The following is a 22,842-nucleotide window of genomic DNA, read 5'->3' as shown; positions in this document are numbered from 1 at the left end:
AATATGACGCTAACGGCGTTAAAAATTTCTCATTTAGAACAACTAAATAGCAAAATTTTTGCCTTGTTATCGACTGTATTTTCTCGCCTCAAAATAGAACACTTAATTAAGCAAATTGGTATAAAGAGGTTGTCCACTATGGTTCGATAATCCTACAGGCATTAAAAAAGGCGCTGATGCGCCTTTTTTAATTTAATTTGCCCGACCCTTACAGTGCGGCAAAGATCTCGTCGGTTTTCGCCGCGCAGATAAAGTCATTTTTGTGCAGGCCTTTGATAGAGTGGCTCCACCAGGTTACTGTCACTTTGCCCCACTCGGTCAACAGACCCGGGTGGTGGCCTTCATCTTCTGCCATGTCGCCCACTTTGTTGGTGAATGCAATGGCTTGCTTAAAGTTTTTAAACTTATAAACACGCTCAAGCTGCATAATACCGTCACGTACTTCTGGCACCCAATCCGGGATCAGCTTGATCAGTTCAGCTAATTCGGCATCTGACACTTTAGGCGCATCCGCACGACACGCTTCACATTTTTGTGCACTTAAATCAGACATCAATAAATCCTTAACTTGCTAGTTTGTTTTTAGGTGGGAACTTAGGCTCAAACAGACCCAGTTCTTTGGCCTTACGTACCTGCGCCATAATATCCATTTGTGAGATATCAAACAAATCGTCAATGGCGTTAATGGTGTAGTACAAAGGCTGCATAATATCAATTCGATACGGTGTACGAAGCACGTCAAGTACTTCTAACGGGTTGATCTCTGGCTCGTTGCTGTAAACGTACTGAGTTTCACCCGGGCTTGATAAGATCCCGCCGCCATAAATGCGCAGGCCATCTTTGGTTTGCATCAAGCCAAACTCAACGGTAAACCAGTACAAACGGGCCAGGTATACGCGGTCTTTTTTCTCTGCGGCATAGCCCAGTTGACCGTACTTGTGCGTAAACTCCGCAAATGCCGGGTTAGTCAGCATCGCACAGTGACCAAAAATTTCGTGGAAAATATCCGGCTCCTGCAGGTAATCAAACTCCTCGCGACTGCGGATAAAAGTGGCAACCGGGAACTGCTTGTTCGCAAGCAGGCGGAAAAACTCATCAAAGTCGATCAACGCAGGCACTGGCGCGACCTGCCAGCCCGTTTCACGCGCCAGTACCTCGTTCAGCTCGTGCAGCTGCGGGATACGGTCGTGGGGTAAATTGATTTTTTGCAGGCCTTCGAGATACTCATCACACGCTTTGCCTTTGATGCACTCAAGCTGTCTGGCAACCAGTTCAGACCAGATCTGATTTTCTTCTTCTGTCCATTCGATCAGGCCCTGCTCGTTGGGCTGTTTAGACGTGTATTTACTCGATTTAGCCATAGTAACCTTCTTGGTAATGCGTCGCATCTGAACAAAAACAACGCGTCAAAGTGTTACCCGGATACTATGTAAAAGTGAGGAAAAGTTTAATAGCCAGGCCTGAAATCGGCCCGGCCAGAAAGGTCAATTTTGTACACCTTAATTTACACAATTGACCACCATAAAACACACCCCTTTATTTATGGGGCTCACAAAGCGATTTACTGTAAATATTTATATACACAAAAACGCTTTTTCCAAGTCTTCGATGATATCTTCCACGGCCTCAAGCCCAACGGAAATGCGGATCAGGCCATCCGAGATCCCGGCTGCCTGGCGCTCTTCAGGCGTGTAAGGCGAGTGTGTCATGGATGCCGGATGCTGGATCAGCGTTTCCGGATCGCCCAGGCTTACCGCCAGGGTGCAAAGCTCCGTCGCATTAATAAATTTCTCGCCTTCACTAACGCCACCTTTGATCTCAAATGCAATCACGCCACCGGCGCCTTTCATCTGCTCACCGAGGAATTGATAGCCCGGATGCGATGGCAAACCCGGATAGTAAACGGTATCCACCTTAGGGTGACTATCGAGAAACTCTGCCACTTTTTGCGCGTTTTCACAGTGCCTTGCCACACGCAGGTGCAGCGTTTTAAGGCCGCGATTGATTAACCAGGCGTCGTGTGGGCTGATGGTTGCCCCGATGTCTTTCAGTACAGTGAGTTTAATGGTTTCAATGTGCTCTGCGCTGCCGCAAACAATACCGGCGACGACATCGCCGTGACCATTCAGGTACTTAGTTGCACTGTGGATCACGATATCTATGCCAAAATGCTTGGGCTTTTGCAGTAACGGGGTCATAAAGGTATTGTCGATGACGCTGATCAGCTTGTGCTGCTGAGCAAACTGACCCAGCATGGCCAAGTCCAGTACTGTCATGTTGGGGTTGATCGGCGTTTCGGCAAATAACATTTTGCTGTTGGGCTGCAACGCATCGACCAGCGCCTGCTCGTCAGTCATATCGACAAAGGTGACCTCAATGCCAAACTTGGGCAGCATATGGGCAAATAAGGCAAAGCTGCACCCGTACAGCGCTTTAGAGGCAATTAAATGATCGCCCTGCTGTAAAAAGCTCAGCACAGAGGCAGAGACTGCGCCCATACCCGTGGCGGTCGCCGCCGCATCTTCCATCTCTTCGAGCTGAGCCAGTTTTTCTTCCAGCTCTCGGGTTGTCGGGTTACCAAGGCGGGTATAAATATAGCCGGCCTCTTCTCCAGCAAAGCGCGCAGCACCTTGTGCCGCATCTTTAAACTTAAACGTCGAACTCTGATACAGAGGGGCTGTCAGGGCACCATGCGGGTCATCAAAGTGGTGTGGACCGTGAATACAATTGGTCTGATCATGTAACTTCTTCATTGCTTGCCTATTTTTGTTATTCGGACGAATACCAATTAGATATTCCATGGCACAAAAATGTACAAGCGTGCCGGACGCGCAGATGGCTAACCCGGGCCGGTTAAATTAGCCCGGGTGTACACATAAGTTGTCATAACAAAGGGAGGAAAACGAAAAACTCAGACAAGTAAATACATTTAACAACAGTGTGCACTTACACACTATTTTTTACTGGTCTCATCCGACCTGTTGGTGGATTGGCGAATTAACAGGTTCGCCAGTTTCCGGGCCGTCTGCGATAAGTAGCCTGCGGCAGGCTTACTGACGGGGATAGGCCGACATAAAGCCATGGCTTTATAGCCCAGCCGAGCGGTAAACACACCAGCACTAAGCCCTTGTGCTGAACGCGCCGACAGTTTACCCAATAACTCGGCGCCCAGGCTGGTGGCTGCCAGGTCGCTCAGCAGCTCACTCGCCCCGACAAAAATGATCTGTTTGAGCAGTAAGCGGTAAAGTTCAATGCGGCTGCGATAACCCAGTTTAATTCCGTACAGCTGGCTTACCTTTTCTATCAGCACAACCCCGCGCCACAACACGGCCAGCATATCGGTAATGGCCATGGGGCTTATCGCCACCATCAGTGCGGAGGTACTGGCAAACTGCGCAATGAGCGAGCGGGCGCGCTCATCCACATCATGAAGTAAGGTGTTGTCGTACAGCGTCAGTACTTCCTGATCGGTAAAATGGGGTTGTATGGTCGCCATAAACTGGCTGACCTGCGCCTTGTCATGCTGCTTCAGCAGCGGCTTTAACCAAGCTTGTGCTTCGCCAATTTGGTTGCTGCTTAACAACCTTTGTGCCCCGGCCCGCTGCTGCTCGAGCTTTTTTAACCTGCCAAGGGCACGTATTTCTGACCAGCAGAACTTAGCCAGCACAACCAACGCGCTGACAATCACCAGTCCGTATAATCCGGCCAGCACCCAGCTACGGTTGAGTGCATCGAGCAATGTCAGGGCCATCTCGACCGGGATCAGCACAGCCAGGCCCAGCAGCAATAACTTACGCCAGGTCAGCCCTGAGCGGGGCGGTTGTACCACGGGCTCCAAGGGGATCGCCTGCAACTCAGTATCTAGCGCTTGCTCGCGCTCATCAGGCGTGCTCATATCAGCCTGCTCTGCGCCTTGTTCAACGCGCCGTGCCTGTTGTTCGGCTTGTGGTGCTGTCGCTGACTGTGGTGCCTCGGGGGGCGCTTCAACCAGAACACGTCGTCCGCGATGTGACTGGGCTGGTTCACTCATTGAAGTTTATCTCCCAATAAAAACTGTAACACATGATCGAGCCGGATATGTTCGATTTGCCCCTGATAAGCCGGGTAAGGCTCAAAAGATAAGAACTCATACCCCTGAGCGGGCCACTGCTGTGCGCTGGGTAAATGCTCGGGCGGGATTGGCGGCAGATAGCTGATATAATTTGGCTCCCCCACCGGCTTGCCATAAATACAGGACAAGGTTTTACCCTGCTCGGTCAACTGTTTCGGCTGTGTACTCTTCACCGATGAAATTGCCATGGTATCGATTTCCACGCCTGAGAACTTTAATTCGTTTTCGCTGGGCAACAACAAGGTATGTAATAAACGCGTCAGTTTATCCTGATCGGCCAGTGCCACGCTGTCACACTTATTGGCCGCAAACAACACCTTGTCTATGCTGGGACGAAACAGCCGGGACAAAAACCCGCTTTTACCATGGCGGAACATCGCCAGCGTATCACTTAACGCGGACTGTGTTTCTGTCAGCGTAGTGTGGCCGTCGTTAAGTGCACTGAGCAGGTCTACTAGCACCAGCTGGCGGTCAAAGCGGCAAAAGTGCTCACGATAAAAAGGTGTGATCACTTGCTTTTTATAGGCCTCAAAACGCTGTTCAAGATGATGATACTGGCTCTGCTCGGGCACGGCATCCAATCCGGACACCGGGAAAAACTGTAATATCGGCGCCCCTTCCAGCTCACCGGGGATCAACATACGGCCCGGCTGCAACCGCGCCAAACGGGTTTGTGCCTTGAGCTGCTTAAGTACATCCGCATAGCTATTAGCCAGCGCCGCCAGCGCACTTTCATCCACTGCGTGCGTCGCATCAAATTTGGCAAGCTGCTGCAAAAAAGGCGCACTGATATGCGCATAATCCGGCTGTGCCAGACGCTTAAGCTGTTGCTCGCTCCAGCTGGCAAAATCCTGGTTCAGCATCGGCAAGTCCATCAACCATTCACCCGGATAGTCTATAAGCTCCAGATAAACAGTGTGAGTGTCGCTCAGGTGCTGTCTCACCCCCTGCGTAGAGCGAAACTTTAGCGCCAGTGTCAGGGTGTTGATCCGCTGAGTCGATGGTGGCCAGCTGGGTGGATCGGCCAATAAATGTTGCACCGCGTTTTGGTATTCAAAGCTGGGAATATCCAGTGCACTTTGTGGTACCTGTTTGCAGGCGACCAGCCGTTGCTCACGCACCACTTCAAAAAAAGGCAGGTTTTGCGCTGTCGCCTGAGTGGTTAAATGTTTAACCAGGGCGGTAATAAAGGCCGTTTTACCGCTGCCGCTGAATCCGGTTACAGCCAGCTTAACATGCCTGTCGAGACTTCGATTGAGGGTTTTGTGGGTGGTTTGCTGTAGCTTTTTCAGCGCCCTGGCAGTCAGGCCGGATACACTCATAAAGGCATCTATTCCTTATTTTATCGGCAAAGGTGGCAAGGCTGCCAACGCCCGGGCAGCGCCCCCTTTGCATCGAATCATTCACTTAAAGCTTGTTGATCTCGCGTTTTACCGTGTATTCGCTCGAAGTAACGTACGTTTCCATGTGCTGGATACGGCCATCCAGGCGCGTTAAACGCTCTTTCAGGTCAAACAATGCCTGACGTGGCGGCTCACCTTTTTGCCAGACTTTAAACTTCACCGAGACAGGATCTTCGTCTTTACTCGAATAGTTGCTGTTTGTGCCGGGTGTTTGTGGTGTTTCCGTTTTCTTGTCCAGAATAAACCAACAGGCAATATAAACGACAATAAACAGCGGACCTCCGGATAACAACACCGCAGTGACGAACAGGATCCGAACCAGCCAAAGCTCCATGTCAAAGTAATCGCTCAGTCCCGCACACACCCCCGCTAACTTGCCCCTTTTCGGGTCACGGTATAATTCTCGTCTACGTTTACTCATACTTTGCGTCTCCATTCTGGTGACTCTTGATCAAGCAGGGCCTCCAGCGTTTCAACGCGTTGCGCCATTTTCTCTGCTTTGTGTGCCAGCTCTACCAGCTGACGGTGCTCGTGTTCGCTCAGCCCCTGACTGACCTGCTTTTTACTGCGGTAGTGCAGGATCAACCATAGCGGTGCCACTACAATCATAAAGATGATGATCGGGGCGACTAAAATCTCTGCATCAAACATATTCCTCTCCTGTCTAACCTGGGCACGTTGTTCTTTTCATTATTGCACCTACCTTAACAGCAGGTGCAGTCAAATTCACTTATCGGCTAATTTTTTCTTCAGCGCCGCAAGCTCGTCGTCGACTTTCTCATTCTTTTGCAGATCGGCAATTTCATCGGCCAGAGATTTCTTACCTAAGTCGTAAGACTCAACCTGAGATTCCAGTCCGTCGATTTTGCTCTCGTAACGCTCAAAGCGATTCAATGCATCTTCGACTTTACTGCTATCCAGCGCCTTTTTCACATCCAGACGAGATTCGGCTGAACGCTGACGCAACACAATGGCTTTTTGACGCGCTTTGGCATCGGCCAGCTTTTCCTGCAACGTGGTGACTTCCTGTTGCAGCTTCTCAATGTGCGACTCAACATGTGCCAACTCCTGTGTCACGCTGTCTGCAGCATCGGTGGCTTTTTGCTTTTCAAGCAGTGCCGCCCGAGCCAGATCTTCACGATCTTTGGTCAACGCCAGTTCGGCTTTTTGTTGCCAGTCGTGGGCCTGAGTACGTAGCTGCTCAACACGGCGCTCGAGCTCTTTTTTCTCAGCCAGCGTTTTTGCCGACGTCGAACGGACTTCCACTAAGGTGTCTTCCATTTCCTGAATGATCAAACGGACCATTTTTTCTGGATCTTCCGCTTTATCCAAAATCGCATTGATATTAGAATTAACAATATCAGCAAAACGTGAAAAGATTCCCATAATCTATTACCTCTTTGGTTAGTAATTTAGTTTGCTGATTAGATGTATCAATTAGCTTGCCAACTTTTCAATAAAATTAGTTTATTAAAATCAACAAGTTATAATAATAGAAAAACACTTTCGCTTCATCACTTTTTAAAATACACTAGATGTTAGTCAAAAATACTAAGAGTTAGGCAATATGAGTCAGTTTCGCCAACAGGATAATTTACTCGGCCAGTCGGATAGCTTTCTTGCTGTATTGGATCAGGTCTCGCAGCTTGCTCCGCTGGAGAAACCGGTGCTGATCATCGGTGAGCGCGGTACCGGTAAAGAGCTGATTGCCGCCCGCCTGCACTACTTATCCGAGCGCTGGGATCAGAACTATGTCAAACTCAACTGCGCGGCGTTAAACGAAAACTTACTGGAAAGTGAGCTGTTTGGTCACGAGAGCGGTGCCTTCACCGGCGCCAGTAAACGACACGAAGGCCGCTTTGAGCGCGCCAACGGCGGTACACTGTTTCTTGATGAACTGGCTAATACCTCAGCCATGGTGCAAGAAAAACTCCTGCGGGTGATAGAATATGGTGAATTTGAGCGGGTTGGCGGTAAACAAACAGTCAAGGTTGATACCCGACTTGTCTGCGCCACCAACGAAGACTTACCCACCCTTGCTGATAATGGTGAGTTTCGCCATGACTTGCTCGACCGTTTAGCCTTTGACGTCATCACACTTCCTCCTCTACGTGAGCGCAAAGAAGACATTCTGCTGCTGGCAGAACATTTTGCCATTAACATGGCTCGCGACTTGGGCTGGTCTTTATTCAGTGGTTTTACCCGCAGCGCCACAGAGTTGCTGCTTGAGTATCCCTGGCCGGGCAACATTCGGGAGCTAAAAAATGTGGTGGAACGGAGTTTGTATCGCCACGGCAGTGAACAGCTGGCGGTACATCAGATTGTTTTCGACCCGTTTGCCAGTCCCTATCGACCTACTCAAAGAATTAAAAAAGCCGCAGCGACGCCAGTTGAAGCAGCTGCCGCTCCTGTGGTCAAGGCGCAAACGCCACAGACCAAACCGTCGGTTGCCTCATTCCCGTGCGATCTAAAGTCGCTCTCCAATGAATTTGAAATCGATCTGCTGCGCAATGCCCTGGAGCATAGCCAGTTTAACCAGAAAAAAACCGCCCAGAACCTTGGCCTGACTTATCATCAGTTACGGGGCTATCTGAAAAAATACAATCTACTGGACTCGCAACAAGAGGCTTAGCCGTGGCTAACAGAGCAACTGATAAACCACCGACCCAGACTCCCTGTCTGGTGACATTGTGTCAGCATCTGGGCAAAGGCTGGCTGCTGCCTATCACTGCGTTCATCGCGCTGCTACTCAGTGGCTGTAGTGATAACAAAGCGCAGGCTCAGCGCAAGATCCAGGGGATCGTCTATTGCGCCGAGGCCAACCCGGTGTCGTTTAATCCACAAGTCACCACAACGGGCTCAACCATAGATATTATTGCTAACCAGCTATACAACACCCTGATCAGCATAGATCCGCTCACTGCGGAGTTTCGCCCTGAACTGGCAACCGGCTGGGAGATCAGTGAAGACGGTAAGCAGATCACCTTTACGCTGCGCAACGACGTCTCTTTTCATAGTACAGACTATTTTACTCCCACCCGCACTATGACTGCTGATGACGTGGTGTTTTCGTTTAACCGCCTGTTCGATGTGTACAATCCGTTTCACTTTGTCGGCGATGCCAATTACCCCTATTTCCAGAGTGTTGGCATGGATCAGCTGATCCGCCAGATAGTCAAAGTAGACGACTACACAGTAAGGTTTGAGCTATTCAGCAGCGAAAGTAGCTTTTTATCCAACATTGCCACCGACTTTGCGGTGATCCTGTCGCAGGAGTACGCCATGCAACTGGTTGCACAAGAGCGTAAGCAAGATTTCGATATGCTGCCCGTGGGTACTGGCCCCTACAAATACAAAGGCTTTTTGCGTGATAACCTGATCCGTTACCACAAACATCCGGGTTACTGGAAACATGACCTGGCCATGGATCAGCTGGTGTATGACATCACCACCAACAATACCAGCCGCATTGCCAAAATGCTGACCAAAGAGTGTGACATTACCGCGCACCCCAGCGCCACTCAGCTGGAAACGCTGGCGGCGCGTAAAGATATCCGGGTCGATAAAGCCGTCAACCTGAATGTCGGCTACTGGGCCTTTAATACCGAAAAGCCGCCCTTTGATAACGTCCTGGTGCGTAAAGCGCTGGCGCACAGTATCGACTTTCAGAAAATCATGAAAGCGGTGTTTTACGGCAACGGGATCCAGGCTCGCTCCATTTTACCGCCTTCCTCCTGGGCCTTTCAGACTCAGGCCATGCCCAGCTATGACCCGGAGCGCGCCCGAGAGTTTCTGGCACAGGCCGGTTACCCGGATGGCTTTGAGATGGATCTGTGGGCCATGCCCGTCTCGCGCATTTACAATCCCAATGCCCGTAAAATGGCCGAACTAATTCAGAGCGACCTGCGTGAAATAGGGATCCGGGCAACCATAGTTGAATACGAGTGGAACACCTTTTTGGAACGCGTCGGTCGCCATGAGCACGACAGCGTATTACTCGGCTGGGCTGCCGATACACCAGATCCGGACAACTTTTTCAGTCCTTTGCTCAGCTGCACTGCGACCTTCAGTGGTAAAAACCCGGCAAACTGGTGTAACCCGGAGTTTGACTTATTGCTGACTCAGGCGCTGGATACAACCGACCTACAGCAGCGCAAGCAGTATTATCAGCAGGCGCAACAAATGTTGATTGCCGAGCTACCGGTTGTGCCGATTGCCCATGGCATGCGCTTTCAGGCCAGCAATACCAGCGTGATGGGCATTGAGCTGCGTCCCTTTGGCGGTATTTCTTTGGCGAATGCGAGGAAAAACTAACTATGTTTGCTGACTTTTTATTTCGCCGCCTCAGTTTGCTGCTGTTTATGCTATTTGCGCTGACAGCTTTTACCTTTGCGCTGAACTATATGTTTCCCGGCGATCTGCTGACCAATTTTAGCGGCGAGCTAAACGCCAATTTCAGCCAGACAAAAATTCTGGAACAAAAGTATCACATCGACGATAACCTGCTGATCCAGTATCAGGCCTTTCTGGTCCGCCTCTTTGAGGGTGACTGGGGGCTGTCTTTGTCATCGGGCCAGGCGGTGTTCGGTCATGTAAAGCAGCTCTTTCCCGCTACCATTGAGTTGTGCGTTTATGCGCTGATCATGGCGCTGTGTCTGGGGATCCCGGCCGGTGTTATTGCCAGTGCCTACCACAACAAATGGCCAGACAAAGTGATCAGCTCGCTGACCTTGCTGGGGTTCTCCATTCCCGTGTTCTGGCTGGCTTTACTGCTGATTATGATTTTTTGTCTCAGCCTTGGCTGGTTTCCTATGTCGGGCCGCATTGGCTTGCTTTATGAGATCCCCCCTGTCACCAACTTTATTCTACTGGATATCTGGTTACATGATTTTCCGTATGGTGGTCAGGCCTTTGCTGATGCGCTGCACCACCTGACCCTGCCCACCGTGGTATTGGCCATGTACCCTACAACCGTGCTTGTTCGTTTTACTCGAGACTCGATGCTGACTGTACTGGAACAAAACTATATTAAAACCGCTCGGGCCAAAGGTCTTAACCGTCGCCAGCTGATCCTTGACCATGCCCTGCGCAATGCCCTGCTGCCGGTGATCAAACAAATCGGGCTGCAATTTAGTACGCTGATCACGCTGGCCATGGTAACCGAAGTAATTTTCTCCTGGCCAGGCATTGGCCGCTGGATGATTGAAAGTATCTATCAGCGGGACTATCCGGCCATTCAGGGGGGGCTGCTTGCGGTCTCCTTTTTCGTCATTTTCGCCAATATGCTGGCCGATGTGATCCACACGCTCCTTGACCCGTTAGCCAGGAATCAGGCCCATGGCAAAGTTTAATCTCTTCACAGAAGAGTCTAACCGCTCTCCGCTATCCCGGCTATGGCGGAAATTTAAAGCCAATCACCCGGCGCTGGTCGGTCTGTGGTTGTTTATTGCGCTGACCTTGCTCGCGGTGCTGGCACCTTTGTTGGCACCTTACGGCATAGATCAGCAACATGCCGATGCCTTATTGCTGCCTCCATCCTGGCACGATGAGGGCAATGTTAACTTCATCCTTGGCACCGACGATTTGGGGCGCGATGTATTGTCTCGCCTGATGCGTGGCGCCACTTACACCTTTGGTTTGTCCATTGTCGCAGCCCTGTTAACTACTCTGCTGGGCGTTGTGCTGGGCACTTTAGCCGGATGCAGTCAGGGCTTTAAATCTAGCCTGCTCAATCACCTGTTGGATATTACCCTGGCCATTCCCTCGCTGCTGCTGGCCATCATCATTATTGCTATTCTCGGCCCGGGCTTATTCAATACCGTATGGGCGATTATTTTCGCGCTGCTGCCGCAGTACATTCACTCAATCCGTAACCTGGTGGTCGAAGAGCTCAACAAAGATTACATCAGCGCCTTCCGGCTGGATGGTGCGAACCGATGGCAACTGATAGTGCGCGGTGTACTGCCTAATATTTACGAACATATCGTGGTGATATTCACGCTCGCTTTGTCTACCGCGATCCTGGACATTGCAGCTCTGGGCTTTTTGAAACTCGGGGCTCAACCCCCCACCACCGAGTGGGGGGCGATGCTGGCGGAAAATCTGGGCCTCATTTACCTTGCCCCCTGGACCGTGGGCCTGCCCGGGGCGCTGTTGTTTTTATCGGTGCTTGCGACTAATCTTGTCGGTGACGGGCTGCGCGACGCATTGCAGGCGAGAAAGGCGGATTAATGCAATTACTTGATATCAAAAACCTCACCATAGAGTTACCCACAGACAATGGCGTTATTCGTGCCGTTGATCGGGTCAGTATGAGCCTCAAAGAAGGTGAAGTACATGCGCTGGTTGGTGAATCCGGTTCAGGTAAAAGTCTGATAGCCAAGGCCATCGTCGGGGTGCTGAACAACCGCTGGCGCATCACGGCAGATCGGATGCACTGGCAAGGGGTCGATTTGATGCGCCTGAGCCCGGAAAAACGCCGTAAACTGGTGAGCCGGGATATTGCCATGATCTACCAGGAGCCCAGCCGCAGCCTGGATCCGACTGCCAAGATTTTTGATCAGGTTGCTGAATCTTTGCCCGATAACTGTTTTAAAGGCGGCTTTTTCAGCCGTCGCAATGAGCGCAAAGAAAAGGTGAAAGCGCTGCTGCATAAAGTGGGGATCCGGGATCACCGACGGGTATCAAGCAGCTACCCTCATGAGCTCTCAGAAGGCGTTTGCCAGAAGGTGATGATAGCCATGGCCATTGCCCGAAGCCCCAAGCTTTTGATTGCAGATGAGCCAACCACGGCACTCGAAACCACCACTCGGGCCCAGGTTTTCCGCTTATTGAAAAGCCTGAATCAGCTGAAAAACATGTCGATTTTAATGATCACCCATGAGCTGGAAGAAATTGCCGACTGGTCACACGCCATGCATGTGCTCTACTGTGGTCAGATGGTTGAAGCGGGCCCGACAACCAAAGTCTTTTGTCACCCCTATCACCCTTATACGCAAGCCCTGGTGAAGTCGCTCCCTGACTACGCACACGGGATTGGCCACAAAGCGTCTTTCTTTGCGCTCAAAGGCACTATTCCCCCCTTACAACACTTGCCAATAGGCTGTCGTCTGGGACCTCGCTGCCCGCAGGCACAGCGCGAGTGTGTAGTCACACCGGAACAGGTTAAATCGCACGGCCATGCTTATGCCTGCCACTTTCCATTGCTGCAGGAGAAGAAAAAATGCAACCCGTGCTGAAGGTGCAGTCACTAAATAAAGCCTTTAACACCCGGGCAGGCCTGTTTCGGCGCAAGCGTGTTAAGGTGCTCAAAGACGTCTCTTTTGCCGTTGCTCCGGGTGAAACGCTGGCAGTTATTGGTGAAACCGGTTCAGGTAAAAGTACCCTGGCCCGGGTTCTGGCTGGCGCTGAGCATGCCGATTCGGGGCAGATTTTGCTAAGTGGTGAAATGATTGAAGACAACGGTCATCAAAATCATGATTGTCGTCATATCCGGCTGATTTTTCAGGATCCAACCCGCTCACTCAATCGGGGCCTGACCATAGGCGATATGCTGGATGACTGTTTGCGCTTAAATACTCAACTCACCAAGCATCAGCGCGATAAAAAAATTGTCGCGACCTTGTCTCGTGTTGGCTTGCTGTCAGAGCATTATGACTACTATCCCCATATGTTCAGTGGTGGGCAGTTACAACGTGTGGCGCTCGCGCGCGCTTTGATTTTAGACCCTAAAGTGGTGGTGCTGGACGAAGCCCTGTCATCACTCGATCCGTCAGTTCGGGCACAAACCGTGAACCTGCTACTGGAACTGCAACGTGATTTTGGCTTGAGCTACATCCTGATCACCCACCATCTCAGCTTAGTTCGCCATATGAGTGATAAGTTACTGGTATTAAGCAGAGGAAGAAGTGTCGAATACGGCAACAGCGAAGCGATTTTTCGTGCCCCTCAGTCTAAGGTTATGCAAAAGCTGCTGGCGGTTTAATTAGGCTGTTTTTACACTTGGGTCAGGCACCTCATTCCTCTGCCTGACCCGCCTGTTTAGTTATTCTGCTCTGAGGGCTGCCACCGGCTCATCCTGCACCGCACGACGCGTTGGCACATAACCCGATAACAACAACATACTGGTCAATAAGGTGCTAGTGATCAGGGCTATCGCGATATAAGTTGTCAGACCAATTTTAGACCCTATCATGGAAGCAAACACCATGCAGCTCAAAACATAAACTACCAGACCTATGCCAAGACCAATTAAAAGCGGGCCCATGTTGCGCTTCAGAAACAAGATGGTGATCGCGGTATCTTTGGCGCCTAACGCACGGCGAATACCAATTTCATGACTGCGCATACTGACGGACGCTGCCGACACTCCATACACCCCCATCAGGGCAAGAAACAAAGAGAATACCCCGGAGTAAATCACACCATTTGACATAATCCCCAGCATATCGGCGTACAGGTTGGCATTTTTCTCCAGATCAACGATAAAGGAGAACTGCTCCTGGTAATCACTGCGTCCAAGCCAGGTATAGAAGTCCTGCTGGGCAGACTGCATGCCAGGTTGCTGCTCAAAGATCAGCTGTACCCACTCATATGGAGATTGCAGATAAGACACATACAATTCATCGTATTCAGCCAGGGGCGCATACATACCCTGAGTGTTACCGCTGCGATCGCTGACAATACCCACCACAGTATGGGTGACATACTTGTCGTCCAGCTCAATGTCTAGCTGCTTACCCAGCGCAGACTGACCACTAAAATGACGTTTGGCAAATGACTCACTGATAAGTACGACGCGCAGGTTATCGCTGTTGTCACGGGCGTCGATCCCCCGCCCTTCAAGCAGGGCTTGGTCAAAGAATGCCAGCTTGCCAAGCGTTCCCATTACGTCTACACGGACTCGTGACTGCGCATCCATACGAATATTTTTCAGCCCCATGTTCTGCATCATATCCGCCTCTGAGATACTGCTTAATTTTGCCAGGTCCTGAACCGCAGTTTCGACAAAGTTGACCTTTTCCTCGGGACTTTCAAACTCTGCACCCACCAGATCAAAATAAGCGGCATAGCGCCCCTGGGTTTTCTCTGCAGTCACCATATCGGTGATATTGAAGATCACCGAGCTGCCCAGGCTACCGGATAACATCAAAACAGCGATGATAGCGACCTGGATAGTCACAATAATACGCGACAAGCGACCTGCGCCCCGCCCCAGCGAGCCTCGGGTACCATCGCGCAATACCGTATTGATATCCATTTTGGCAGCTTTCACCGCTGGTAAAACACTGGCAAAGAAAAACGTAAACAGAATAAATAGTACCGCCATGCTTAAGGTCTGCCAGTCGAGGTGCCAGTTCCACCAAAACGGCATGCCATTGCCTAAACTCGCCTGTAAAGTGCCATTCAGCACTGACAACAGAATGGCTGTCAACACAATCGCCAGCGTGCCACCCAGTAAAGTAATTAACCCCCCCTCACACACCAGCTGGCGTACCAGACGGGTGGTTTTAGCGCCCAGAGCACCTCGAATAGCCGTTTCTTTCTGTCGCTCAATAGACCGAGAAAACAACAAGTTACCTGTGTTAATACAAGCCATGAACAAAATTGCCAGAGCAAAGCTTTGCAACCCGACAAAGATAAAGGCTCCCATACCTTCGATGTTCTGTTGTTGCAGACTCATATGCGTCACCGTCGGGGCAACAAATTGCACCCGCTCGCTTTGCGACAAACGCCTTTCACGCACCGCAGTCAAAGCCGCGGCCAACTCTTCATTAGCTTGAGCCTCAGACACGCTGTCATGTAGTCGACCCAGTACACTCACTTGCTTATCCTTTAGATCAAACTGGGCAAACTGGTTTGGATCCAGTGGTAACCACAGATCTGAGGTAACCGGAAACTTATAACCTTCAGGCATGACCGCGACCACTTCGTAACTTTTTCCACCTAGGCGAATATGCTCACCGAGCACCGTTTCCCGGCCTGCAAAAACGGTTTGCCAGACATGGTAACTCAGCGCAACCACAGCTGACTGGCCCGCAATGCCGTCACTGTGATTGAAGGCTCTGCCCAATAAGGGGTCAGTGCGGGTGAAAGAGAAGAAGTTCGACATCACTTTTTCACCAAGCAGGCTGACCCCCTGGCCCTGATTGTCCAGTCGGACCTCTTCACGATAATGCAAGGTATATTCATCGTACAAAGCACTCAGCTGCGACTCACCCAGCTGGGTAACATCCTCAAATGTAAGTACCCGACTGCTGCCTGTCAGATGTGGCGTGACAATGCTGCTGGCATCTTTGCCCTGCAAAGGTTTAAACGAAATGGTGTACACCATATTGAAAGTCAGTAGGCTGATGGTCAAACCTGCGGTCAGTATAAAGGTCACCAGCATAGTGAACTTAGGCGCTTTCGCTAGCAGTCTCAGGGCATAGCGAATATCAATTAAAAAACCCATAACAGCTTACCTCAAGCGCTTTTTGCCAGCTCAGGCAGTGGTTTATCACTGACCAGCTTGCCATCAAAAATATCAATTCTGCGGCTGGCACAGGCCGATGAACGTGGATCGTGCGTCACCATACAAATGGTGCGTCCCTGCTGGTGCAGATCATCAAACAGCTGCAACACTATGTCTGCGTTTTTCGAATCCAGGTTACCCGTTGGTTCATCCGCCAGGATCAGCTTGGGATCATTGACCAGTGCTCTGGCGATCGCGATACGCTGTTGCTGACCCCCGGACAATGCAGATGGGAAGTGTTTTACCCGGTGCAACATGTCGACCTGCTCTAACACCGACAAGGCTTTCTCTTTGGCTTCTTTGGCGTTGTACTTGTCCTGGTAGGTCAGCGGCAAAATAACATTTTCTTCTATGGTCAGGTCACTGATCAGGTTAAACGACTGGAATACAAACCCAATGTGGTTACAGCGCACACTGGCACGCTGATCCCGGCTCAGGTTTGACACATCATTGCCCGACAGAAAATATTGCCCACCGGAGGGCGTATCCAGCATCCCCAAAATCGATAGTAAGGTGGATTTACCGCACCCTGAAGGCCCGTTGATAGACACGTATTCTCCCCCTTTCACTGAAAAGCTGATGTCTGATAAGGCCATCGTTTTCAGCTCATCGAACTGAAAATATTTACTGATATTCTTAAGCTCTAGTATGTTGCTCATAGTCCTGTCCTAATTATGTAAAAATATTTTTTCGTTATTGGCAAAATTGTCGGTCGCAGAAATGATCACTGTATCGCCGTTACTGAGTCCCTCTGTAATCTCGATATAATTCACGGAGCTTTGTCCAAACTTGACCTGTACGGCCTGAGCAATATTCCCTTTACGGTCTACTTTGAAGAGCTTGGTGCTTTGGTACTCTTCGGCAAACGCCGGTTTTGCAACGAACAAAGTGTTGGGTTTGTCGGTGATATTAATCACCCCTTCAATTGACAGTTCAGGCCTGGCCTCACTAGGCAAAGTGCCTACCAGATCAACTTCTACCGCAACCAGACCCTTTTCAACCTGCGGGCTGACGCGCGACACAACGCCCTGGATCTGCGATTTACGAGTATCTATGGTGACCGCTAACCCAGGGGCAACATCCTTAATTTGCAGCTCCTGCACATCTATCTCAGCGATCAGGCTGCGTGGGTTGGCAATTTTTCCAACGCTGCCGCCTTCAGCAACATCCTGACCCAGCTCCAGATCCATGCTTTGCAGCACACCATCCATCGCGGCACGTACATAGAGGTTATCAAGCTGCTCCTGAGCTCTGGCCAGCTCTTGTTGTAGAGTCTGTTGCTGTGCTTTGTGGGCCTGCTTCTGAGCTTCGATATTGAGCTTGAGCTTTTCCAGTCGCTGTTGCTGTAGCTCATGGTCCAGCTTGCTGCTTTGCACCGTGAACTCGGTTCGTTTGAACTTAATCTGAGACACACTGCTATTACCCATCTCTCGCAGTTTGCGCTGCGCATTGAGCTCCAGCTCATTGCCCTGGTGGGTCATTTTCGCTCGTTTGACTGCAGCCTCGGCATCCAGTAGATCAGATTCAAACTGGGCATACTGGGCTGTATTTTCGGCAATGGTTTTTTCCAGCTTGGCTTGCGCATTCGCCAGCACCAGCGACAGTTTAGGGTTATTGAGTTTGACGATGGGCTGACCTTTTTCAACCACAGCACCGGCTTTAACAAACACTTTCTCTACCCGTCCAGCCACTTCCGATGCGACCCAGATCACTTCTTTGGGTTTAAGTACCCCCATGCCTCTGACACTCACCTGGAACTGCCCGGTTTGTACTTTAGCGGTGCGCACATCGGTGCTATCAACCAGGGCGGTTGCCTGCCCAAAATAGCCCTTAAGCCACCAGGCACACGCGATGATCATCACAGCCCCTAGCGCAATTTTGACGTACCGCCAGTTAAACTTCTTTTGCTCTTCAATGGTAATGTCCATCTCTGTTCTCCACTGTGAACCGGACCCGCTGTCCAATTCAATTTATGTGTTATTTTGGTATTGCTTATGGTTACTTTTGAGTATTCATATTCAGTGCTTACCAGCCATACTCTCTGGCCATGCCGACAAGCACTTTGCGGTCACCACTAAATGGCCTTCTGCCGTGTGTAAACAGCATATTGTCAACCAGCATCAGATCGCCTTTTTGCCAGGGCGTGTACAAGGTGGTGTCATCATAGGCGGCACGAATGAGATCCAGCACTTCGCTTTCAAGCGGCTCGCCATCGCCATAGAATGCGTTTCGCGGTAAACCGTCTTCACCACAGGCACTGAGCAGCTGGGCGCAAGTCTCTTCGCCAAGCGAAGACACATGGAACAAATGCGCCTGATTGAACCACACCTGTTCATTGGTTTTAGGGTGTCGGGCAATTGCCGGATTGATCTGCGAGGTACGCAGGCGGTGCTCACCAATCCACTCAAATTCAAGCTGATTGTTGAAACAGTACTGCTCAACTTCACGTTTATCTGTGGTCTGAAACACCTCGCTCCAGGGCAAGTCGATATCGCCGTAGTTACGCACATATTTCACCTTTTTCGCGGCAAACTTATCTCGGATCTCTTGCGGAATACGATTAAATACCTCGCGACTATCAGCAATTGGGGTTTCACCTCCCGCCTGAGGCGGTAACAAACAACACAGCCCCAATCGCATCGCCCATTTATTTGAATAAGCGTGTTCGTTGTGCTGTGGGATCACTTCATCCGGATGATACTCAGTCGCGGTGTATACATTGCCTTTGAGCTCAGTACGCGGCGTTGAGCGGTAGGAATAGTTCAACAGCTCAGCGTCAAACAGGGTACTTAACACCTGACCAAATTGTTTACTGCTCATAATGTTAAGGCCACGTATTAATAGTGCCCCATTGGCATCAAGCAGGGCATCTATCTGTGCCCCATACTCAGCGGCCCAGTGAGTGGCTCTTTGTCCCTCCAGAGCAACCTCCAGTAGTAAAGGCATGCCTTCGACCGACTGTAGCTGTGCTACGCTATACTTCTCTAACACTGTCATGTTCAAATCTCTCTTGTTGTAACTGTTGTTTGCCAATACGCTGATAAATAATATTTTTTATCTGGTCAGCAAGTTCTTTGCTGTTTTCCTGCCACAGTATCGAGTGGTGATCGCCTGCCACGCTAAGGTGCGGCAGCTGCAATTTATCCCGCAAAAAGTTCTGATACGCCTCGTTCCAGGCGGGGTTAGCTCTGGCGCCGATAAGTACACAATGCTGTGCCACTTCACTTGTCAGCTGATATCCTTTGACCAGACTTGTGTGGCGGCGCATAAGCTGCTCAAACTGCTCAGCAAATCCAGCCGGAATATCCAGCTGTTTGCTCAGTGCCTGTAAGGCCTGTGCTGTATCCACCTTGCTGACCTCGGGACAGTCGACATAGCTGTCCAGCAGTATGCTCAGCACAGGCTGCGATCCTGTCAGTTGCCTGCTAATTTCCGCAGCCAGCAGTCCCCCCATTGAGTGGCCCAGTAACACCAGGCGACCTGCTTTAAGTGGTTGTATAAAGTGGCTGCGAATATGAGCACAGTATTCATCGGCATAAGCCTGGATTGTTAACGCAGCACTGTGCTCGGGTAAGTGCTCATAACCATAGACCGCAATATCTCCCTGCAGGGCCTCTGCAAGAGGGCTAAAACTGCGTGCCAGGTCGGCGGCACCGGGTAAACACAGCAATGTAACTTGCGTGTCAGCGCTGTTATTCAGTGACTTAAGCTGCGGCGATGTCTGTTCGCTCCCGCCTGCATCAACCAATTTTGCCTGGGTCACAAGTTGCGTCGTTTTAAACAACTGCTCCAGCGACACCGCGCAGGAGAACGACTTTTCGATCAACATCGCCAGCGTGATCAGTTTCAGCGAGCTGCCGCCCAGTTCGAAAAAGTCACTCTCCCGATAAATCGCCTGCGTCGGACACTGCAACACCTGCTGCCATAAGGTCGCCAGTTGCTGCTCTGTCACGGTTTGCGGCTCTGTTGCGGCCAGCATTTTACGCGCTGGTGCTGGCAGCGCCCGGCGGTCTACTTTGCCGTTCGCCGTCACGGGCCATGGAGACACATGACACAACAATGCCGGTACCATATAAGCGGGTAAACACTCACTGAGTTGTTCCTGTAACTGCTTCACCAGTTGTGCTTCATCCAGCTCAGACACGCTCAGGGTACTTTTAAAATAGGCCACCAGAGTCGGGGTTGCCTGATCCAGCTCCAGGGTTGTAACCAGGGCTGAGTCCACTTCTTGCTGTGCCAGCAAGACACTTTCTATTTCTCCGAGCTCAATACGTAAGCCATTTATCTTTATCTGATCATCGCTGCGTCCCAGGTATTCGATATCGCCATTATCCAGGTAGCGCACTAAGTCGCCGGTACGGTACAAACGTGCACTGGCCTGCTCCCCCATTTCACTCTGATAGGGGTTAGTAATGAATCGCTCGGCGGTCAGCTCTGGCTGCTTGTGATATCCCCACGCCAGACCGTCTCCGCCGATGAACAACTCTCCGGCACTGCCGAAGGGCACCAGCTGTAAGTCGTCATCCAGGATCAAAAGCTGGATGTTCTGAATGGGTTTACCTATGGGCACAGTGGTGCTGATTGGCTGCGAGCAATCCCAGTAACTGACATCGATTGCAGCTTCTGTGGGTCCATAGAGATTATGCAGCTGGGCATCAGGTAAACTGGCTCTGAAGCCCTGTACCTGTTTAACCTGTAACGCCTCTCCGCTACAAAACACCTGACGAATGCTGGTACACTGTGCCAGCGCACCATAGTCCAACATAATGCCCAACATAGAAGGCACAAAATGCAACTTGGTCACACCACACTGGCGAATTAACTGACACAGGTATTGCGGATCTTTATGGCCTTCGGGTCGTGCCAGTACCATTTTTGCTCCCCGGCACAGAGGCCACATAAACTCCCATACCGACACATCAAAACCAAACGGTGTTTTTTGTAAAATCACATCGTGGCTATCACAACCATACTGCTTGTCCATCCAGTCAACCCGATTAACCAAGGCCTGATGGCTGACTAACACGCCCTTAGGCTGACCGGTAGAGCCTGAGGTATAAATCATATAGGCCATATCCTGAGCACTCAGCCCGCTGTGCTGCAAGCTCAGGTTGTGTGTGGGGTATTGCTCAAAACGCGTCTCATCGTTGCCATAGTCATCCATCAGGATCAGCGTAGGCCTGCTTTCTGGGCTTGCCTGACACTTCGCCTGATGTGCGCTTTGCGTCAGGATGGTCGAGATACCTGCATGAGCCAGCATATAATCAAGTCGCGTCTCTGGCAGTGTCGGATCCAGCGGTACATAGGCACCACCGGCCTTCAATATGGCCAGGATACCAATCACCATTTCCAGTGAGCGGGTCATACACACGCCGACCAGGGTCCCGGGAGCAACCCGATGCTCGGCATGCAGATGCCAGGCCAGCCGATTTGCTTTGTCATTTAGCGCCTGATAACTCAGTGACTGCCCTTCATACCAAAGCGCAGTTTGCGTTGGCGTTTTGGCAACCTGACGTTCAATCCACTGCGCCATTGTTAATTCAGTGTCATAGTCCACCGGCGCCGGGTTCAGCGTCTTAAGTAAATGTGTTCGCTCCGGCTCTGATAATAATGCGATACTGCTTAACGGTATTGCGCAAGTTTGCAGCTGGGATAGCTGAGTTAATATCTGCATCAGATGGCGATTAAGTGTACGGATGTGTTCATCTCTAAACAGAGCGGTATCGTACAGCCAGTTGAGTGCAACCCCCTGCTCTGAGATGCTGATATTCACTTCGATATCGAATTTAGCCACCGTCTGCGCCGCGCCGCGCATCGTCAGAGCAGCCCCATTGAGATCCAGCCCGCCCTGCTCACCGGTCGGCTCATCAAGACCATAATCGGTCTGCGTGGTCAGCATAATTTGAAATAGCGGTGAATGGGCTGTACTTCTGGGCACCTTTAAATGCTCAACCAGCTGCTCAAACGGCACATCCTGATGCGATTGCGCGCCCAGGTTTACAGCTTTGACATGCGCTAAGTAGCCTGCCAGGTCGGACTGTGCAGTGTTTACGCGCAGCACCAGGGTATTGACGAAAAAGCCGATTAAAGAGTCCAGTTCGGCCTGGGTGCGGTTGGCAACCGGTGTGCCGATCACAATATCCTTACTGTTACTGTGTCTGCTCAGCAACAGCGAAAGCGCACTGTGCAATAGCATAAATGCGGTCAGCCCCTGCGACTGAGCCAGTTCAGCCAGTCCCGTAGCCACACCGCTATCCAACTTACCCTGCACCAGGGCGCCCTGATGCTGCTTAACCTGCGGGCGCGGATGATCCAATGGCAAGCTGTGTACCGGAGGCAGGTCACATAGCTGCTCACTCCAGTAAGTTAACTGGTTTTTAAGCACCGCTCCACTGAGGTAAGCGCGTTGCCACTGTGCATAATCAGCGTACTGAATCGCTAAGGGGGCCAGCGGGTTAGGTTGGTTTTGGCTGTAGGCCCGATACAGTTGTACAAACTCTTTCATCAGCACCTGTAACGACCATCCGTCAGATGCTATATGATGCATGTTAAACAGTAACACCGACGCATTGTCGGATTGCGCGCCGGTCTCTATATAAGTAGCCCGGATCATCAGATCCTTACTCAGGTCAAACGGCTGTGACTGTAAACGCTGGATCGTGTCAGCGAGCGTCTGCCGCTGCGTTGTGGCATCCAGCGCACTGATGTCTTGATAATCCAACGTAAAGCGCGTGTCCGACAGGATCACTTGCTCTGTGGCCGTGTCCCCATCCCGATAAACACTACGCAGTACTTCGTGACGTGCAATGATGGTA

19 protein-coding genes are annotated in these 22,842 nt (G+C 50.9%); 6 read left to right on the top strand and 13 right to left on the bottom strand.

Going from position 1 to position 22,842, the window contains the following annotated elements; genetic code table 11:
* Window positions 1–208: 208 nt before the first annotated feature.
* The 8 genes from C3B51_RS22470 to pspA all read right to left on the bottom strand — a co-directional run bounded on the left by C3B51_RS22470 (window position 209) and on the right by pspA (window position 6,900).
* The gene (locus C3B51_RS22470) at window positions 209–553 is read right to left on the bottom strand and encodes a 4a-hydroxytetrahydrobiopterin dehydratase (protein ID WP_010386740.1); all 345 of its coding nucleotides are present in this window, start codon (window positions 551–553) and stop codon (window positions 209–211) included.
* Window positions 554–563: 10 nt separating this feature from the next.
* Entirely contained in the window at window positions 564–1,361 is a 798-nt protein-coding gene (gene phhA, locus C3B51_RS22465; RefSeq protein ID WP_130246455.1) for a phenylalanine 4-monooxygenase, read from the bottom strand.
* Window positions 1,362–1,574: 213 nt separating this feature from the next.
* A complete protein-coding gene (locus tag C3B51_RS22460) occupies window positions 1,575–2,753 on the bottom strand; it encodes a trans-sulfuration enzyme family protein (protein ID WP_130246454.1) in 1,179 nt (392 codons plus the stop codon).
* Window positions 2,754–2,953: 200 nt separating this feature from the next.
* The gene (locus C3B51_RS22455) at window positions 2,954–4,030 is read right to left on the bottom strand and encodes a TIGR01620 family protein (protein ID WP_130246453.1); all 1,077 of its coding nucleotides are present in this window, start codon (window positions 4,028–4,030) and stop codon (window positions 2,954–2,956) included.
* Window positions 4,027–5,433, bottom strand: a complete 1,407-nt coding sequence (locus C3B51_RS22450; protein ID WP_130246452.1) for a YcjX family protein — start codon at window positions 5,431–5,433, stop codon at window positions 4,027–4,029. Before C3B51_RS22450 ends, C3B51_RS22455 begins: the two co-directional genes overlap by 4 nt.
* 85 nt (window positions 5,434–5,518) lie before the next feature.
* Window positions 5,519–5,935, bottom strand: coding sequence for an envelope stress response membrane protein PspC (pspC, locus tag C3B51_RS22445; RefSeq protein ID WP_046003470.1), 417 nt, complete (start codon window positions 5,933–5,935; stop codon window positions 5,519–5,521).
* On the bottom strand, window positions 5,932–6,165 hold the full coding sequence (gene pspB, locus C3B51_RS22440; protein ID WP_010386732.1) for an envelope stress response membrane protein PspB: 234 nt from the start codon (window positions 6,163–6,165) through the stop codon (window positions 5,932–5,934). Before pspB ends, pspC begins: the two co-directional genes overlap by 4 nt.
* Before the next feature lie 75 nt (window positions 6,166–6,240).
* Complete coding sequence (gene pspA, locus C3B51_RS22435; RefSeq protein ID WP_046003469.1) at window positions 6,241–6,900, bottom strand: phage shock protein PspA; 660 nt, start codon at window positions 6,898–6,900, stop codon at window positions 6,241–6,243.
* 181 nt (window positions 6,901–7,081) lie between these two features.
* On the opposite strand from pspA, the gene pspF reads away from it, so the two are divergent.
* The 6 genes from pspF (at window position 7,082) to C3B51_RS22405 (ending at window position 13,498) form a co-directional block, all read left to right on the top strand.
* Window positions 7,082–8,146 (top strand): phage shock protein operon transcriptional activator, encoded by a 1,065-nt coding sequence (gene pspF, locus C3B51_RS22430; RefSeq protein WP_125721190.1) that lies wholly within the window; start codon window positions 7,082–7,084, stop codon window positions 8,144–8,146.
* Window positions 8,147–8,229: 83 nt separating this feature from the next.
* Window positions 8,230–9,828 (top strand): ABC transporter substrate-binding protein, encoded by a 1,599-nt coding sequence (locus C3B51_RS22425; protein WP_130246456.1) that lies wholly within the window; start codon window positions 8,230–8,232, stop codon window positions 9,826–9,828.
* Window positions 9,829–9,830: 2 nt separating this feature from the next.
* A complete protein-coding gene (locus C3B51_RS22420) occupies window positions 9,831–10,865 on the top strand; it encodes an ABC transporter permease (RefSeq protein ID WP_125721192.1) in 1,035 nt (344 codons plus the stop codon).
* Window positions 10,852–11,745 (top strand): ABC transporter permease subunit, encoded by an 894-nt coding sequence (locus tag C3B51_RS22415; protein WP_046003466.1) that lies wholly within the window; start codon window positions 10,852–10,854, stop codon window positions 11,743–11,745. Before C3B51_RS22420 ends, C3B51_RS22415 begins: the two co-directional genes overlap by 14 nt.
* Window positions 11,745–12,752, top strand: coding sequence for an oligopeptide/dipeptide ABC transporter ATP-binding protein (locus tag C3B51_RS22410; RefSeq protein ID WP_125721194.1), 1,008 nt, complete (start codon window positions 11,745–11,747; stop codon window positions 12,750–12,752). Before C3B51_RS22415 ends, C3B51_RS22410 begins: the two co-directional genes overlap by 1 nt.
* Entirely contained in the window at window positions 12,737–13,498 is a 762-nt protein-coding gene (locus C3B51_RS22405) for an ATP-binding cassette domain-containing protein (RefSeq protein ID WP_125721196.1), read from the top strand. Before C3B51_RS22410 ends, C3B51_RS22405 begins: the two co-directional genes overlap by 16 nt.
* A 60-nt stretch (window positions 13,499–13,558) precedes the next feature.
* On the opposite strand, the gene C3B51_RS22400 is transcribed toward C3B51_RS22405, so the two are convergent.
* The 5 genes from C3B51_RS22400 to C3B51_RS22380 form a co-directional block, all read right to left on the bottom strand.
* Entirely contained in the window at window positions 13,559–15,967 is a 2,409-nt protein-coding gene (locus C3B51_RS22400; RefSeq protein WP_130246451.1) for an ABC transporter permease, read from the bottom strand.
* Window positions 15,968–15,978: 11 nt separating this feature from the next.
* Window positions 15,979–16,686: an ABC transporter ATP-binding protein gene (locus tag C3B51_RS22395; protein WP_125721200.1), complete on the bottom strand. Its 708-nt coding sequence runs from the start codon at window positions 16,684–16,686 to the stop codon at window positions 15,979–15,981.
* Window positions 16,687–16,695: 9 nt separating this feature from the next.
* Window positions 16,696–17,955 (bottom strand): efflux RND transporter periplasmic adaptor subunit, encoded by a 1,260-nt coding sequence (locus C3B51_RS22390; protein ID WP_125721202.1) that lies wholly within the window; start codon window positions 17,953–17,955, stop codon window positions 16,696–16,698.
* A gap of 97 nt (window positions 17,956–18,052) precedes the next feature.
* Window positions 18,053–19,024 carry a TauD/TfdA family dioxygenase gene (locus C3B51_RS22385; RefSeq protein ID WP_130246450.1) on the bottom strand — a complete coding sequence of 324 codons (972 nt, stop codon included), beginning with the start codon at window positions 19,022–19,024 and terminating at the stop codon, window positions 18,053–18,055.
* On the bottom strand, window positions 19,002–22,842 hold a 3,841-nt coding region (locus C3B51_RS22380; protein WP_130246449.1), incomplete at its 5' end, for a non-ribosomal peptide synthetase. The genes C3B51_RS22380 and C3B51_RS22385, both read right to left, overlap by 23 nt.

Source organism: Pseudoalteromonas rubra (assembly GCF_004212645.1).
Lineage (GTDB): Bacteria > Pseudomonadota > Gammaproteobacteria > Enterobacterales > Alteromonadaceae > Pseudoalteromonas > Pseudoalteromonas rubra_G.
Note: the sequence above shows the minus strand (reverse complement) of the source record. Positions and strands in the feature narration are given on the sequence as shown.

What these genes read in the sequence shown, in the direction of transcription:
- C3B51_RS22470 (WP_010386740.1), bottom strand. Translation starts at nt 553, where the DNA reads ATGTCTGATTTAAGTGCACAAAAATGTGAAGCGTGTCGTGCGGATGCG.
- phhA (WP_130246455.1), bottom strand. Translation starts at nt 1,361, where the DNA reads ATGGCTAAATCGAGTAAATACACGTCTAAACAGCCCAACGAGCAGGGC.
- C3B51_RS22460 (WP_130246454.1), bottom strand. Translation starts at nt 2,753, where the DNA reads ATGAAGAAGTTACATGATCAGACCAATTGTATTCACGGTCCACACCAC.
- C3B51_RS22455 (WP_130246453.1), bottom strand. Translation starts at nt 4,030, where the DNA reads ATGAGTGAACCAGCCCAGTCACATCGCGGACGACGTGTTCTGGTTGAA.
- C3B51_RS22450 (WP_130246452.1), bottom strand. Translation starts at nt 5,433, where the DNA reads ATGAGTGTATCCGGCCTGACTGCCAGGGCGCTGAAAAAGCTACAGCAA.
- pspC (WP_046003470.1), bottom strand. Translation starts at nt 5,935, where the DNA reads ATGAGTAAACGTAGACGAGAATTATACCGTGACCCGAAAAGGGGCAAG.
- pspB (WP_010386732.1), bottom strand. Translation starts at nt 6,165, where the DNA reads ATGTTTGATGCAGAGATTTTAGTCGCCCCGATCATCATCTTTATGATT.
- pspA (WP_046003469.1), bottom strand. Translation starts at nt 6,900, where the DNA reads ATGGGAATCTTTTCACGTTTTGCTGATATTGTTAATTCTAATATCAAT.
- pspF (WP_125721190.1), top strand. Translation starts at nt 7,082, where the DNA reads ATGAGTCAGTTTCGCCAACAGGATAATTTACTCGGCCAGTCGGATAGC.
- C3B51_RS22420 (WP_125721192.1), top strand. Translation starts at nt 9,831, where the DNA reads ATGTTTGCTGACTTTTTATTTCGCCGCCTCAGTTTGCTGCTGTTTATG.
- C3B51_RS22415 (WP_046003466.1), top strand. Translation starts at nt 10,852, where the DNA reads ATGGCAAAGTTTAATCTCTTCACAGAAGAGTCTAACCGCTCTCCGCTA.
- C3B51_RS22410 (WP_125721194.1), top strand. Translation starts at nt 11,745, where the DNA reads ATGCAATTACTTGATATCAAAAACCTCACCATAGAGTTACCCACAGAC.
- C3B51_RS22405 (WP_125721196.1), top strand. Translation starts at nt 12,737, where the DNA reads ATGCAACCCGTGCTGAAGGTGCAGTCACTAAATAAAGCCTTTAACACC.
- C3B51_RS22400 (WP_130246451.1), bottom strand. Translation starts at nt 15,967, where the DNA reads ATGGGTTTTTTAATTGATATTCGCTATGCCCTGAGACTGCTAGCGAAA.
- C3B51_RS22395 (WP_125721200.1), bottom strand. Translation starts at nt 16,686, where the DNA reads ATGAGCAACATACTAGAGCTTAAGAATATCAGTAAATATTTTCAGTTC.
- C3B51_RS22390 (WP_125721202.1), bottom strand. Translation starts at nt 17,955, where the DNA reads ATGGACATTACCATTGAAGAGCAAAAGAAGTTTAACTGGCGGTACGTC.
- C3B51_RS22385 (WP_130246450.1), bottom strand. Translation starts at nt 19,024, where the DNA reads ATGACAGTGTTAGAGAAGTATAGCGTAGCACAGCTACAGTCGGTCGAA.